We start from the raw sequence: 14,532 nt of genomic DNA on the forward strand, positions 1-14,532 counted from the left end.
GCGACGGCGCTATGGCAGCCGGGTGGCGAAGGACGGCGGCAGGAGACGGTCCAGGCAGTTGCCGGCGTCGCCGGTGGACAGCGTCTCGACGAAGCCGGCCGCCACGGCCCGGCCGCAGGCGCTGACGCCCAGCACGTCATGGCCGATCCCGCGGAACGACATCAGCGTCGCCCGGCCCAGGCTGCGCCCCATCGCCTCCGCCCGGGCCGGTGCGGTCAGCGTATCGTAGGCGCCGGTCAGGATCAGCGCCGGCACGTCGGACGGGACCGGCCGGTAGAAGGCCGGGTCGACCGGCGTCAGCTGCAATGCCGGACAGGCGGCATCGTAATCGGTTTCCACCGCTTCGGCGACGACGTACGGGCGCAGGCCGGCGGCGGCGAGCCGGGCGGCGGCGGCGTCGATGTGCGGGCGGTTCTCGCGGCAGCCGACCGTCAGGTTCAGCCCATAGGCGAGGCTGTCGAGCGCACGCCAGAAGGACGGCGGCATCACCAGCGACACGATGGCCGGATCGTCCACGATGTCGGCCGGCGGCTCACCCCCGCCGGCAGGCATCCGCCGGGCGGCGACCGCGCGGTCGAGATGGTCGAGCAGGGCCGGCAGCGCCACCATCCCGTCGGCGCTGCCCAGCCGCAGGGCCAGGACCGTGGCGACCATCGGCCAGGTGAGGCTCAGGTCGGTTTCCCGTCCGGTGACCGGGTGGCGCAGCCGCAGGCCGAACGGCCGGCGCTCCAGCGCGGCGGACAGCCGCTCCACCGCCTGCCCCAGCCGCGGGAAGGCGCGGGCGCAATCGGGCTGGGCGGCGCAATCCTCCACCATGCGGCGGTGGGCCTGCCGGATGGCGGTCAGGCGGTCGAGGTCGAGCCAGGTCGCATCCGCCGCGGCCGGCGAATTCAGCACGAGGCTGCGCACCGCAGCCCCGTCGACCCGCAGCAGCGCCTGCGCCAGCACCCCGCCATAGGAGGTGGCGACGACGTTCCAGCGCTCCACCCCCAGCGCGCCGCGCAGCGCCCGCAGGTCGGCGGCGCTTTGGCCGCTGTCGAAATCCTCCAGCCGGTAGCCGGCGCGGCGCAGCGGCTCCAGGCAGGCGGCGGCATCCCCGGCGGTCACGCCGCCGAACCAGTATCGCAGCGGGTCGAGCGCCGGGCAGCGCAGCGACGGGCGCGACCGGCCGGTGCCGCGCTGGTCGACCAGGATCAGGTCGCGGGCGTCGCGCATCGGCGCCAGGATCGCCGCGCTGCCGCGCAGGTCGTCGCTGGCGCCCTGCCCCGGCCCGCCGCTGAGCAGGACGACCGGATCGGCCGCCGGGGCGCCGCCGAGCGCCGGCAGCACCATCACGAACAGGTCGAGCGGCAGGCTGTCGGGCCGCAGCCAGTCCGACGGCACGCGCAGGCCATGGCAGCGCGGCGCCGGCCCGGCCGGCAGCGGCCCGTCGGGACAGGGTACGGCGGCGAGAGCGGCCCGCGCGGCCGCCGGGGCGGGGGCAGGTGCGGCCGGGCCGGAAGCCGGTTGCGGGAGGGGTTGCGGGACAGGCTGCGGTGCCGGAACGGGCGCGGGCGGTGCAACCGCCACGGTGACCGGCGCCTGCACGGCGGGCGGGGCCGGTGCGGACGACGGGGGCGCGGATGGGCCGGCGAACCGGTCGATGCCGTAGCCCAGCAGCCCGCCGGCCAGCGCGCAGAGCGCCAGCACGCCTCCGGCGACGGCGATGCGGCGCCTCCCGGACGCCCGCCCGGACGCCCCCTTGGACGCCCCTCCGGATGCCATCGCCCGGCCTACTCGGCGACGGTGGTGAAGAAGGCGGACTGGGCGAGGACGCCGCCCGTCGCCTCGGCCTTGGCCAGCGCGCCGCGCAGGCCCGCCAGATAGGCGCCGGCCGGCTCCACCTCCTCGCGGTCGGCGGGGAACAGCGGTTCGCGCGTCACCAGCGCCAGGATCATCGCCGCGCCATAGGGCGGCGTGATGGTGTAGACGCGGTCGCTGGGCGACCGGGCGACGCCCAGCGTGACCGGACGCCCGGCCTCCAGCCGGTCGTCGCGGCGCAGGCGCATCGGCACCATGTGGATCGCGTTGCCTTCCATGTCGATGTAGTCGACGGTCAGGTAGCCCGACGTCCCGGCGGTGACGGTGACCTCGAGCTTCTCGCCCTTCCGGTAGACCATCGACGGCCGGTTGAAGCCCAGCCCCAACGCCCCGGCGCCCTGCCCCTCGACACGCGCCGGCAATCCGGCGACACCCAGCGCCTCGCACAGCGGCCAGGGGCGCACGGCGACGCGGGCGTCGACATCGATCCCCTTCGGCAGCGTGCCGATCGCCGCCTTCAGGGTGCGGGCATCGTCGTCGGTGCCGACATAGCCGCTGATCCTCAGGCCGTCCGCCGCCTCCACCGTCCGCAAGCCGGCACAGGCGAAGCCGCCGGCCGCGGCCTCCACCGCCTTGCGGGCGTCCGCCGTCGACGGGCGGGGCACCGAGGGGCTGGGCGCCGGCGGAGCGGCGGGAAGGGCGGCCTGCACCACCGGTGCCGGGGACGGGGCGGCAACCGGGGCCGATGCGGAGGGAGCCGCCGTTTGGACGGCCGTCTGCACCGGAGCGACCGGCGGCGGGGAGACGGCGGGCGACGGAGCCGGTTCGACAGCCACCGCCTGGGTCGGGGTCGGGGATGACGATGCGGCTGCCGGCGCGACCGGCTTGGGGGTTTCGGCTTGCGCCGTCTCCACCGGCCTGGGCACCACGGGCGGCGGCAGCGGTGCCGTCGTCATGCCCGGCGCGGGAAGCGGCGGGGCGGCCGGGGACGGCGCAGACGCCTCCTTCGCCGGAGCCGGCGCAGAGGAAGAGGGGGGCGCCGTCGTGGAGGTGGGCGACGGCGATTGGCCGAACAGCAGGAAGCCGGCGACACCGGCCGCGACCAGACCGCCGACCCCGCCCGCGATCAGGCCGACGGGCGTCTTCTTCGGCTGTGCGGCGGCGGGCTGTCCGGTCGCGGCGGCCGCCGGCGCCGGCTTGCCGGCAGGCGACGGGGAAGCGGATGGGGCAGCGGGTTGCGCGGCCGGAGGGGTGGCTACCGGGAAGGAGGTGACGTCGAACGGCGTAATCTCCGCCGGAGCCCGGGTCAGCGCCCCGACCAGCTCCGCCATCGTCTTGACCCGGTCCTGCGGGTCGGGCTCCAGCATGGAGCAGAGAACGCCGCGCAGCGGTTCGTCCAGCGCCGACAGGTCCGGCACCGACATGCGCCGCTCGATCCGGTCCATGTCGAGGGGCTTGCCCAGCGCCGCGGCGGCCAGCACCAGCCCGGCGCTGTAGATGTCGGATTGCGGCCCGACCTGCCCGCCGAACAGGCCGAACTGCTCGGGCGAGGCGAAGCGGTATTTGCCGGCGAAGCCGTCGCCGATGACGGTGCCCGCCCCCGCCGCGGTCTGCTTGGCGATGCCGAAATCGATGATCTTGGCATTGGCGATGCTGCGGCCGGGCAGGATGATGTTGTCGGTCGACATGTCGCGGTGGACGATGCCGCGCTGGTGCGCCGCCGCCAGACCCGAGGCGATGCGGTCGAGCAGGATGGCGACCGACCCGGCATCGAGCGGCCCCTCCTGCAGCATCTCCAGCAGCGACGGACCGTCCAGATACTCCATCGACAGCAGGATCCGGCCATATTCGTCGCGGAAGACGCCGTCATAGGACACCACCGCCTCATGCCGGATCTCGCGCAGCACCGCCGCCTCGCGCCGCAGCAGCTCCACCATCTTGGCGTCCTCGGCCAGTTCCGGCCGGATCACCTTCACCGCATGCCAGGTGTTCATGTCGACATGGCGGGCGCGGTGCACCTCGCCCATGCCGCCGCGGGCGATCAGCCCCTCCACCAGATAGGTATGGCTCAGCAGCGTGCCGGTCCCGATCGGCGCCGGGGCGGCCCGCCCGCCCGCCGCCTCGCCGCCCGCGACCGGCGCCCCCGGAATGGAGGACGCGGTGGAAGGCGTGACGGATGCGCCGGTGACCGGGGGGATGGCGGCCGGGATGGCGTCCAACCGTGCATCCGGCAGGCGGGTCGCCTCCATGTCGGTGGACGCGCCGACGGCGGTTCCGGGCGGCATGGCGGTGGGTGCGGGGCTGTCGTCGGAGGATGGAGCCATGGCGCGGATAAGGTCCGGTTCGGGGTTGGTGTGGCTGCGGTGCCGGCGGTTGAACCCTGGCGGCGGGTCAGTCCGGCTTGCCGCCGGGACCGCTTCCGGAATCGCCGCGCACGAAGCGGTCATATTCACGGGCGATGGCATCGCCGACGACGCGGTCGAAATCCTCTTCCAGTTCGATCACCAAGTCCTTGTAGAGCGTCTCGTACTGGTCCCAGTAGCGGGCCTTGCGCGCGGCGGGCACGATGCTGTCGAGCAGGCGCGTCTCCAGCCGCTGGCTGAGCGCGCCGGGATCGAACTTGGCGACCACCTGCTTCAGCGCGGTCTGCAGCGCCGCGGCATAGGCGAGATGATGGACCTGCACGTCGCTCGCCGCCTCGCGCACCGCCTCGGTCATCGGCAGGAAGCCGCGCAGCCGCGGTTGGCCCAGCACCGATACCGCCTCGTCCAGCGTCTCGCAGCGCTTCAGCGGATTTTCCCCCGCCGGGCGGAAGCTGGTCTGCTCCAGATGGAACTCGTCCTTGAAGCGCGAGCGCGCCTTCAGCGACCCGTGCAGCGCGCCCAGGCCGGCGCGCAGCGCCTCGCCCATGCTGCGCATCGTCGCCAGCGGGTCGGGCAGCCCGTCCGGCGGCAGCGGCGCGCCGAACCCCTCGTAGAAGGCGGCGATGGCGGCAGCGGCGTCAGGTCCGGGCGGGGACGGCGGCTGCGGCTGCGGAGCGGCTGCCGGGGCAGGCGCCGGCTCCGGCCGGGGCGGCGGCCGGGACTCCGGAACCGGGGCGGGCGCCGGGCGCGGTGCGATCACCGAATCATCGGGCAGGGGCGGCAGCGGCGCCATGGCCGGCAGCGGAACCGATGGCCGCGCCTCCTGCGCCGCGGCGTCGGGCAGCGTCTCGTCGATGTTCCAGTCCGCCGGCAGCGGCTGGACCTTCGCCGAGGCGGCCGGAAAGGCGGGATCGGGGAAGGCCGCGGCGGCAGGCTGCGGCGTGCCGAACGGCTCGTCCTCCCAGTCGTCCGGTATTCCACCGGCGGCGGCGCGCGGCGCGGCGGCCGGATCGGGGAAGGCGGCGCCGATCGACAGCGCCTGGTTCAGCGGGTCGGCATGGTCGTCGACGGTGCCGAACCGCCAGTCGTCCGTCCGTTCGCGGGCCGCGGCGCCGCTGCTGGATGCGGTCCAGGCATCGAACTGCGCCTCGTCCGACCGCAGCGGCTGGCTCTCGAAGGGGCGGGCCGCCGGATCGGCGAACAGGTCGTCGAACGGATCGGAAGCCGCGGCGGCGCGGTCGGGCGGCGGGGCGAAGGGATCGGGGGCACCGGCCTTGCCGCCGAAGGCGAAGGCCCCGGCAATCTCGGTGAAGCTGGGGGCATCCCGCGACTCCACCGTCGCCTCGATGACGAAGCGGCCGATGCGGATGCGGTCGCCCGACGACAGGTCGGCCTGCACATTGCGGCCGAGCGGCCGGTCGGACCCGTTGAGGAAGACGCCGTTGGTGCTGGTGTCGATCACGCGGTAGCCGGCGCCGGACTTCTGGAAGACGCAATGCTGGCGCGACAGCAGCAGGTCGGGGTCGGGCAGGATCCAGCCATTCTCCACCCCGCGCCCGACGGTGAGATCGCCGCCATGCAACGTCTTCCCGGCATTGCCGCCCAGCGACGCCCGATGGTCCGATACGATCCTCAGCCTCAGCATTCCACGCTCCCCGCTCACGCCGCCATTCTAGCGGCAATCGCCCATCGATCGCCCGTCAATCGCCGATGATGACCGTCGGCGCGCCGGTCACGATCACCCCGCCATGGGCGGTCTTGTCGCCGAGCCGGGCCGCCAGCCGGCCGCCGACCACCACCGACATCGACCCCTTCACGATCACGTCGGGCGGGCCGACGCAGACGCACATGTCGGTCACCACCGCGGCCGGCAGATATTCGATCAGCACCGTCGGCACGCCCGGGCTGACGATCGGTCCGCCGACATGGGGAACCGGGCCGGTGCTCATCGGGCAGGTGTGCATGTCGGTCAGGCGGGCGGCGGGCGGCATGACGTCTCCTCCGGCTGTCGGTCAGCGGGTCCGCGCGGCGGTGCCCAGCGGGATTTCGGCACGGCGCAGGTCGCCGTTCACGGTTTCGAACAGGATGAGCGCATCCGCCCCGGCATCCTCCACCAGGAACCGGATGCCCGGGCCGAAGAGCGCGGCGCGCTGGGCCCCGTCGCAGATCGGCAGGAAGCTGGCCAGCACGGTCGGGTCGTAGAAGCGGAACAGGTAGGTCGCCCCTGTCTCGCCGTTGACGATGGTGAATTTGCGGAAATGCCGGCGCGCCGCGTCGATGTCGGCATCGGCCAGCGCCAGGATGCCCCAGCCGCGCCCCCAGCCCTCGCCGACCAGCCAGTCGGCGACGGCGCCGCCGCGCTCCAGTTGGACCAGATAGGGCGCCACCTCGGCCAGGTCGCTCGCCGTGTCGCCCTGGTAGAGGGAGCGCATCTCCGCCTCCTCCTCGCGCGCCAGCAGGCCGGGATAGAGGCCGGGATCGCGGGCGGCGTCGACGATCATGTAGAGCGCGCGCGCATCGCCGTCCGGCCACAGATGGTGGGCGAGGCGCGACACCACCTCCTGCGGCGTCCGGCGTGGGGATCGGGGGAGCGGGCTCATGTCTGGCAGATCTCGCAGAACGGCGTGTTGGATGCGGCGGCGTTGCGCATCACCATGGCCTGCACCGCCGCCTTGGGCTTGTGACCTTGCGCCGGGCGCGGAAGTTTAGCCTTGGGCGCCGCCGGGATCGTCCCGCCCTTGTCCTTGTCGGCGGGCGACGGCTTGTCCGGCTTGGCCGGCGAGGCGCTGAGCCCGTTGGCGGCGCCGCCGCTGTTGATCAGCACCAGCGTGCCGTTCATGGCGATGCCGGCGGGGCTGAGCGTGATGAAGTTGCCGCCGACCTTCAGCGTCAGCGAGGCGCCGGCCTCCAGGCACAGGTTGGCCCCGGCATGGACGGCATAGTTGGTGCCGATCTTGTCGTGCAGGTCGACGCCGACGCTGCGCGACACGCCGCCGCCGATGGACTCCACATGGTCGCCGTCGACGGTGGCGTGATGGTTCTTGCCGACCCATTCCCACAGCCCGCCGCCGACGTTCAGGTGCCGCCCCGACGCGACGGAGGTCCGGCTGTCATGGCCGATGCGCAGGTCATAGTCGCGCTGGGCATGGACGAAGACCTGCTCCTTGCCGGCCTTGTCCTCGAAGCGGATTTCGTTGAAGCCGCGCCCGCCGGGCGAGCTGCGCGTCTTGATGCCGGAGCGCGTCTTGTGTTCGGGCAGGGCGTAGGTCGGCAGCGTGTCCGCATTGTTGACCACGCCGATCACCAGCGGCCGGTCGGGATCGCCGTCGACGAAATCGACCAGCACCTCCATGCCGATGCGCGGCACCGTCTGCATGCCCCACTGGTGCCCGGCCCAGCTCTGCGCCACGCGGATCCAGCAGCTGCTCTTCTCGTCCGACCGGCCGCGGCGGTCCCAATGGAACTGCACCATGATGCGGCCGAACTTGTCGGTGTAGATCTCCTCCCCCGCCGGGCCGACGACGAAGGCGGTCTGGATGCCGCGCACCGACGGCTTGGGCGTGAGGCGCGCCGGTCGCACCACCGATTTGGCCGGCAGGGCGCGGAAGCTGTTGGTATAGGAGGCCTTGCGCTTGTCGCCGGGCAGGAAGCCCTCGTTGCAGGCGTCGAACTCCAGCTCGGCCACCACGACGGGCCGGTTGTTCTCCGCCGCGGTCGGATGGTCGGTCAGGGCGAAGATCAGGCCGGGATGCAGGCTGCGGCAGGCGCCGATGCCGCGCACCCCTTCCAGCCCGCGCTCCTCCGCCTCCATCCGGCGGCGGGCGAGCGCCGAGCCGGCATCCCGCGTGGCGTAGCGGCCGGGATATTCGAACAGCTCGTATTTGGTAGAGACCGGAACCTTGGCGACCGACGCCTCGTCGCTGTCCAGCGCGGTGCGCGGCGCCTGGAAATCATAGTCCTTGGTCGCCCAGCGGCCGGGGGCGATGGCGTAGACCCGCTCCCACCGCTCGATCTGGTCGGCATACTGGCCGCTGGGGTTGAAGCGCAGGCTGGCCGGCGACAGCTTGCCATAGCCGGCGGCGCTGTCGGACAGGATCAGCTTGTGCCGGTCGCGCTCGTGGGTGAAGTAGTAGTAGATCCCTTCTTCTTCCAGCAGGCGGCCGATGAAGTCGAGATAGGTTTCGTTGTACTGCACGCAATATTCGCGCGGCTGGTAGGTGCCGGTCAGGCTGCGGAATTCGAAGTTGGAGAAGCCGAATTCCTGGAAGATCGTCTCGACGATCTTCGGCACCGCCATCGGCCCGCCGCCGCCCAGGCTGTGGAAGATGCGGCAGTCGCTGGTGTAGGACAGCAGCGACAGCCAGGGCACCACCTCGATCGTGTAGTAGCGCTGGTCGCGCGCCACCGGCACGCCGACTCCGAGCGAGCGGGCGATGCCGTTGACGTAATGCCGCTGGCCGTCCGGCTGGCGGAAGCCGATGGTGACGCTGTTGCCGACGATGGTTTCCGGCGCCAGCGGCTCGAGCGGGCCGAGCGCGTCGATGCGGTAGAGGAAGGGGCTGGACAGCGCCTCGCGCCCCTGCACCCGTTCCACCAGCATCACGTCGGGGCCGGCCGGGGTTTCCAGCGACAGCAGCCGGTCGTCCTGGACGAACTGCATCACGCCTCCTCGGCCGTACGGCCGGTCAGGAAACCGGCGAAGGATGCCGCGGCAGGCAGGCCGGCGGCCGTGAAGCCCTGCTCCGCCACCCCCTCCCCGCCCAGCGTCCACCAGCGGCTGCCACCCGCCGCCGCCCTGTCGACCGCCTGCGCATCGACCGTCTCCCTGGCGACCGCCTGCGGCGCCGACAGGGAGGCGACCGAGCCGACGAAGGCCTCGACATCGAGCGTGTGGGTCAGGGCGGACAGGGCCAGCTCCTCCGCCGCGTCGAACCACGCGCTATCGGTTGCGGCCCCGGCCGCGGACCCGTCGACGGACAGGCCGGGAGCCAGCAGGGCGACCAGGGTCAGCGGGAAATGGCGGCCCGCCTTGTCGACGCTGGGCATCATCACCCCGGCCGCGGCCTGCGGCCCGCAGACGCCGGCCTCCAGCGCGAAACGCCAGATCGGGGCGTTCAGGTAGCGGTCGAGCCAGCCGTCCGCCAGCGCCGCGCGGCTGGCCTGCAACCCGTCGAGCAGCCAGTCGTGCCAGGGATCGGCGAAGGCGCGCGGCAGCCCGCGCAGCAGGAAATCGCCGCGCGCCGGCACCTTGCCGAAACAGCCGGCAATGCCCGCCGCCGCCTGCCCCGCCGCAGGCTGCCTCATCAGAGACTGTCGGGGCATCGGAAGTCCTTCAGGTCGCGGATCGAGAAGGGATTGACCGCGCTGGTCATCCGCACGTCGAACCCGGCCGACCGGCCGCCGGCGGCGAAGGACAGCGGGATGCGGTCGGGCACCGCCCCCTTGCGGCCGCGGTTGCCGTCGAGCGTGCGGAACCAGGCCCAGCTTCCGGTCCGCTGGGTCATCTCCGGCGGATCGGTCGGCAGGCCGGTGAAGGTGACGCGCAGGTCGCCCGCTCCGCCCGGCTTCGGCCATTGCAGCCCCTGCGCCAGCGTGGCGGTGCGGGCGAAGGTCAGGCGCTGGCCGTCGACGTCCAGATCCACCTGTTCGACGCCGGGGCCGAGATAGGTCGGCCGCAGCTCGAACCGCAGCGACGGCACCCGGCCGCCATCGGGGAAGAAGGCGTCGCGGATCATCGCCGCATGCTGGAAGGCCGGCAGCACCGACGCCGGAATGCCGAGATCGGCCGCCGACGGCTGCCAGCGCCAGGGCTCGCGCGTGGTGTCGACGAAGGGGCGCAGGCGGTTGGCGAAGAAGGCGTCGATCAGCCCGCCCGGCGCGAACAGCCGGGCGAAATCATCCATGCCGACATCGGACGAGGCGCCGCGCACGAACGGGTAGCGGTTGTCGAGCGCCCGGCGGCACCAGGGCAGCACCGTGCTCTGCCATTCGGCGGCGATCTGGGAGCGGGCGCCGCTGAGCGTCCGCGCCGTGCCCTGCTCGACCAGCTCCTCGGTCCAGCGGCGCACCGGCTGCGGGTAATAGGCCATGTCGGTGGCAAGCTTCTGGAACACCTCGCCGCCGCCGTTCGCCGCCAGATCGAACAGCTTCTGCCCGGCCCCCTGCCCCAGCGACAGCCGGGCCAGCACGGCATGCACGCCCTCCAGCTGGCGCAGCAGCTCCTCCAGCCGGGCGTTGCCGCTGTTGCGGGTGAAGTCGTTCACCGGGCGGAAGCGGTCGTCGACCATCTGGGCGACCAGCTTGGCGACGGCGCTGTCGGCCGCGGCGGCCGCCACGGCAGCGACGGCGGGAGCGGCCCCGGCCGGCGCCTCCGGCAGGCGGTGCAGCGTCGTCTCGTCCGCCACCGCGGCCAGCAGCTTCTGGAGCGGCGAGCTGCGGCCGGACAGGATGTTGACCTCCTCGCCCAGCGCCTGCGGGTTGGCCGCCGGAACCAGGGTGATGTCGTTCAGCAGCGTGTCCCAGCGGCCGGCATAGTCGCGCAGGTACAGCGTCAGCGCCGCCGTCTCCAGCTCCGGCCCGGCCTCCCCGCCGCGCGGCGGACCGAGCAGCCAGCTGAGATCGCGCACCGACCGCGCCGCCGCCGGCAGGGCCGGCATCATCACGGTGGCGAAGCCCTGCCGGGTGTAGAATCCCGGAACCCCGTCGCTGAACCGCGCGCCCGACGAGCGGCGGAACACCCGGTCGCCTTCCGGCCCGGCCTGGTCCGACGGCCGCCATTCCGGCAGCTTGCGCGCCGCCTCGCCGTCGCGGATGGCGGCATAGACGCGGCCGGCCAGCGGCGTGCGGGCCAGGACCTCGCGCGCCTGCCGGATCAGCTCGGCATCCAGATTGACCTTGGGCAGGCCGGCGGGGGCGGCAAGGCCGGCATCGATGTGGCCGAGCACCGCCCTGGTCTCCTCCTCGGTCGGCGGCGGCGAGACGCGGCGCAGCCAGCCGGCGGTCCAGCCCTTCACCGCCTCGCCGTCGACCGGCCCGGCGCCGCCCAGCGTGAGGTACAGGCGCAGCAGCGCCTCGACCGCGGGGGCGTCGTCGGCCGTCAGGCGGTCGCGCAGGTCGCGCTGCACCCGCACCAGCAGCCGCGGCATCAGCAGCCCGTTCACCGCGCGGCGGTACAGCGCGTCGCCGGCCTCCTCCAGCTTGTCGCCCTGGTAGAGCCCGAAATCGAGCGTCAGCTTCTGTTTCAGCGCCAGCGTGTCATGGCCGGCCGGCAGGGCGCGCAGCTCGTTCAGCACCGGCCACACGCGGCGGATGTCGTCGTCGGCAACGGTGCCGGCGGCCAGCGCCTCCGCCTTGGGGCGGTAGGAATCGACCGCCTGCTGCTCGCGGTCGATCAGCCCGGCATTGCCGAGATAGCTGGCGACCCAGGCGGCCGTCGCCGCCACCGTGACCAGCCCGAACAGCCCGTAGGCGATGCGCGGCACCCAGATGCGCCGCCGCTCCGCCGCCGGATCGAAGCCGACCATGTTGGCCTCGCGGAACACCAGGTCGCTCAGCAGGCTGCCGAGGAAATAGCTGCGCTGCTGGCCGGCGGCGACGGCGCCGCCGCGGAAGGGCGCCGCCGGCAGGCCGAAACTCTCGGCCAGCCCGCCGATCAGCCGGTCGATCTGGGTGCCTTCCTGGGTGCCGCTGGTGAAATAGACGCCGCGCAGCCGCAGCGCCGGCTCGTAGCGGTTGGCCTTGAAGGCCGCCGCGACGAAATCGAGCAGCGGTTCCTTCAGCGAGGCGAGCTGCGAGGGGAAGGCGAAGATCGCGCCGCGGCGCTCCTGCGCCTGCTCCTGCTGGATGCGGTCGACCGCGCGGGCGGACAGCCGGCCGGCGATGCCGTCCAGCTCGCTGCCCAGCGTCGCCATGCCGGCGTCGCCCAGCTCGCTTTCGCCGGCCGGCAGGGTGATGCCGACGATCTGCCGCCGCTCGTCGCGGTTCAGGTCGTGGAAGAACTCGTTGAAGCCGGCGATCAGGTCGGCCTTGGTCAGCAGCAGATAGACCGGGGCCTTGACCTTCAGCGTCTCGTAGAGCTCGCGCAGGCGGCGGCGGATGGCGGCGGCATGCTGCGCCCGCTCCTCCGCCCCGGCGGCGGCGAGGTCGGGCACCGCCATGGCGACCAGCACGCCGTTGATCGGCTGGCGCGAGCGCGCGTCCTTCAGCAGCTTCAGGAAGGCGCCCCAGCCGGTCTGGTCGACCGCCTCCTGGCTGTCCTGGGTGGTGTAGCGCCCGGCGGTGTCGAGGAAGATCGCCTCGTCGGCGAACCACCAGTCGCATTGCCGGGTGCCGCCGACGCCCTTCAGCGGCTTGCCGCCGGTCTGGTCGGCCAGCGGGAAGTTCAGGCCGCTCTTCAGCAGCGCCGTGGTCTTGCCGGCGCCCGGCGGGCCGATGATGACGTACCAGGGCGTGCTGTAGAGATAGCCGTCGCCCAGGCCGCGCTGCTTGCGCCCGGCCTTCAGCAGGGCCAGCGAGTCGGCGAAGGTCCTGCGCAGGCCGGAGACCTCCTCGGCCGTATCCAGTGCAGCCATGCGTGCCGCATCGGCGCCGCCGGTCAGCTCGGCGGTCATCCGCTCCTCGGCCTTGGCGTCGCGGCGCTTCAGCAGGACCAGCACGATGACGAGGATCGGGAAGGGCACCGCGGCGGCCAGCGCCAGCCAAGGCATCTCCAGCCCGGCCAGCGGCGCCAGCAGCGCGATCAGCGCCGCCGCGATCGCCGCACCGATGACTCCCAGCACCGCCCGGGAAAGCAAGATCGCGGTCAGCCGACTCATTCCAACACCCCTGTCCTTGGCTCCGGCCCGATCCGGCCGCTTCCGCCTCCGGCGCCCCTCCCCCCGAGGGGCGGCCGCATGGCGCCGCTCACGTCTTCAGCCCGCATCACTTCTTCAGGATGATGTCGATCCGGCGGTTCACCGCCCGGCCGTCGGCGGTGTCGTTGGTCGCCACCGGTTCGGTGTCGGACTTGCCCTCCGCCTTCAGCCGGGACTTGTCGGCGAAGAGCGGGGCGAATTCCGCCATCACCGATTCGGCGCGGGCCTTGGACAGGTGCCAGTTCGACGGGAAGCGCAGGCGCCCGCCGCCGGTCATCGGCACATTGTCGGTGTGGCCGGTGATCAGCACCGCCCCCGGCTCCTCGGCCACGGCGCGGCCGACGCGCAGGACCGATGCCCGCACCTTGTCGTTCAGGGTGGCGCTGCCGCTGGCGAACAGGTTGCTGCCGCGCATGCGCACGGTGATGGCCAGCGCATCCTCCGTCACCTCGACCAGCCCCTCGGCGATCTCCGGCTCCAGGAACTTGCGCACGCGCTGGACCTGGGTGGTATCGGGCGGCGGCGGCGGCGGAATTTCCGGCGGCGGGGCGGCTTCCGCCGGCTTGAACGGGGCCGGTGCCTCGATCACCGCGCCGCCATTGGGCGGCAGGCCGCGGATGCCGGCGAACAGCCGGTCCGACGCCCCGTTCAGCAGGAAGCTGAGGCCCAGGAACAGCAGCAGCAGGAACAGCGCGGTGCCGGCCCCCGTCACCCAGACCGGCAGCGAGCTGCGCGGCGGCCGGTACTCCATCGCCATCGCCGCGGCGTTCGGGCACAGGATGCGCTCGGCGTAGCCGCGGTGCTTGACCAGGATATTGTAGACGTCCTCGCGGATGCGGGCATGTTCGCCGTCCTGGCGCCCGGCGACCCGGTAGCGGCCGCGGAAACCGAGCGACAGGCAGAGATACATCAGCTCCAGCAGGTCGCCGTACTTGCCCGGATCCTGGCGGGCCGAGCCCAGCCTCTCGAAGAACTGGTCGCCGCCGACCACGTTCTTGTGGAACATGCTGGTGACGTTCTGGCGGGTCCAGGAACTCTGGTTGCCCCAGGCGGAGTTCAGCACGATGTCGTCGATCAGCGCGCAGAGCGCGTAATGCGCCGTGGCCTGCGTCGCGGCATCGAGGCCGGAGCCGGTGACCCATTGCTGGAAGTCGCGCAGGGCGGCGATCACGCGCTGGCGCAGCGATTCCAGATCGGGAACCCCGGTGACGTCGTTCAGCCGGGCCGCCAGCAGGAGCACCGGCGACGCCGCGGCGGCGAGCGGCGACCGGGCGGCGAAGATGCCGGCGAGCGCCGGCCCGGCGACGGCGACGGACTCGACCCGTGGTGCGGAGGCCGGATCCATGCCCGCCGGATCGCCGGCGGATGACGCCTGGCGCCGCCCGCCCGGCGTCGGCATCATCACCGTGCGTTCGGTTTCCGGTCCGGGCATGCCGCCAAACTGATCGCCGCCTTGCATGTCCACCCCAATGCGCGCGCCGGCCCGGAAATGGGCCAAACCGTCTTTCCGGACAGTG

The 14,532-nt window shown here is 73.0% G+C and carries 9 protein-coding genes; all 9 read right to left on the reverse strand.

What is annotated here, in order from left to right:
* Positions 1 to 9: 9 nt before the first annotated feature.
* The gene (locus tag ABMY26_RS05475) at positions 10 to 1,764 is read right to left on the reverse strand and encodes an alpha/beta fold hydrolase (protein WP_372394473.1); all 1,755 of its coding nucleotides are present in this window, start codon (positions 1,762 to 1,764) and stop codon (positions 10 to 12) included.
* 8 nt (positions 1,765 to 1,772) lie between these two features.
* Positions 1,773 to 4,124 (reverse strand): serine/threonine-protein kinase, encoded by a 2,352-nt coding sequence (locus ABMY26_RS05480; protein WP_372394474.1) that lies wholly within the window; start codon positions 4,122 to 4,124, stop codon positions 1,773 to 1,775.
* Positions 4,125 to 4,191: 67 nt separating this feature from the next.
* Positions 4,192 to 5,808: a type VI secretion system-associated FHA domain protein TagH gene (gene tagH, locus ABMY26_RS05485; RefSeq protein WP_372394475.1), complete on the reverse strand. Its 1,617-nt coding sequence runs from the start codon at positions 5,806 to 5,808 to the stop codon at positions 4,192 to 4,194.
* Between the two features lie 55 nt (positions 5,809 to 5,863).
* A complete protein-coding gene (locus ABMY26_RS05490) occupies positions 5,864 to 6,154 on the reverse strand; it encodes a PAAR domain-containing protein (RefSeq protein WP_372394476.1) in 291 nt (96 codons plus the stop codon).
* A 21-nt stretch (positions 6,155 to 6,175) separates the two neighbouring features.
* The gene (locus ABMY26_RS05495) at positions 6,176 to 6,763 is read right to left on the reverse strand and encodes a DUF4123 domain-containing protein (protein WP_372394477.1); all 588 of its coding nucleotides are present in this window, start codon (positions 6,761 to 6,763) and stop codon (positions 6,176 to 6,178) included.
* Entirely contained in the window at positions 6,760 to 8,823 is a 2,064-nt protein-coding gene (locus ABMY26_RS05500; protein ID WP_372394478.1) for a type VI secretion system Vgr family protein, read from the reverse strand. Before ABMY26_RS05500 ends, ABMY26_RS05495 begins: the two co-directional genes overlap by 4 nt.
* Entirely contained in the window at positions 8,823 to 9,485 is a 663-nt protein-coding gene (gene tagF / locus ABMY26_RS05505) for a type VI secretion system-associated protein TagF (RefSeq protein ID WP_372394479.1), read from the reverse strand. Before tagF ends, ABMY26_RS05500 begins: the two co-directional genes overlap by 1 nt.
* Positions 9,467 to 12,976, reverse strand: coding sequence for a type VI secretion system membrane subunit TssM (gene tssM / locus ABMY26_RS05510; protein WP_372394480.1), 3,510 nt, complete (start codon positions 12,974 to 12,976; stop codon positions 9,467 to 9,469). The genes tagF and tssM overlap by 19 nt, the downstream gene beginning before the upstream one ends.
* Before the next feature lie 106 nt (positions 12,977 to 13,082).
* On the reverse strand, positions 13,083 to 14,447 hold the full coding sequence (gene tssL, locus ABMY26_RS05515) for a type VI secretion system protein TssL, long form (protein WP_372394481.1): 1,365 nt from the start codon (positions 14,445 to 14,447) through the stop codon (positions 13,083 to 13,085).
* Between the last annotated feature and the right edge of the window lie 85 nt (positions 14,448 to 14,532).

It is taken from the genome of Azospirillum sp. HJ39, from assembly GCF_041507355.1.
Taxonomy (GTDB): Bacteria; Pseudomonadota; Alphaproteobacteria; order Azospirillales; family Azospirillaceae; genus Azospirillum; species Azospirillum thiophilum.

Excerpts from the sequence above, each read along its gene's own strand:
- ABMY26_RS05495 (WP_372394477.1), bottom strand. The coding sequence starts at position 6,763 with ATGAGCCCGCTCCCCCGATCCCCACGCCGGACGCCGCAGGAGGTGGTG.
- ABMY26_RS05500 (WP_372394478.1), bottom strand. The coding sequence starts at position 8,823 with ATGCAGTTCGTCCAGGACGACCGGCTGCTGTCGCTGGAAACCCCGGCC.
- ABMY26_RS05490 (WP_372394476.1), bottom strand. The coding sequence starts at position 6,154 with ATGCCGCCCGCCGCCCGCCTGACCGACATGCACACCTGCCCGATGAGC.
- tagF (WP_372394479.1), bottom strand. The coding sequence starts at position 9,485 with ATGCCCCGACAGTCTCTGATGAGGCAGCCTGCGGCGGGGCAGGCGGCG.
- tagH (WP_372394475.1), bottom strand. The coding sequence starts at position 5,808 with ATGCTGAGGCTGAGGATCGTATCGGACCATCGGGCGTCGCTGGGCGGC.
- ABMY26_RS05480 (WP_372394474.1), bottom strand. The coding sequence starts at position 4,124 with ATGGCTCCATCCTCCGACGACAGCCCCGCACCCACCGCCATGCCGCCC.
- ABMY26_RS05475 (WP_372394473.1), bottom strand. The coding sequence starts at position 1,764 with ATGGCATCCGGAGGGGCGTCCAAGGGGGCGTCCGGGCGGGCGTCCGGG.
- tssL (WP_372394481.1), bottom strand. The coding sequence starts at position 14,447 with ATGCCCGGACCGGAAACCGAACGCACGGTGATGATGCCGACGCCGGGC.
- tssM (WP_372394480.1), bottom strand. The coding sequence starts at position 12,976 with ATGAGTCGGCTGACCGCGATCTTGCTTTCCCGGGCGGTGCTGGGAGTC.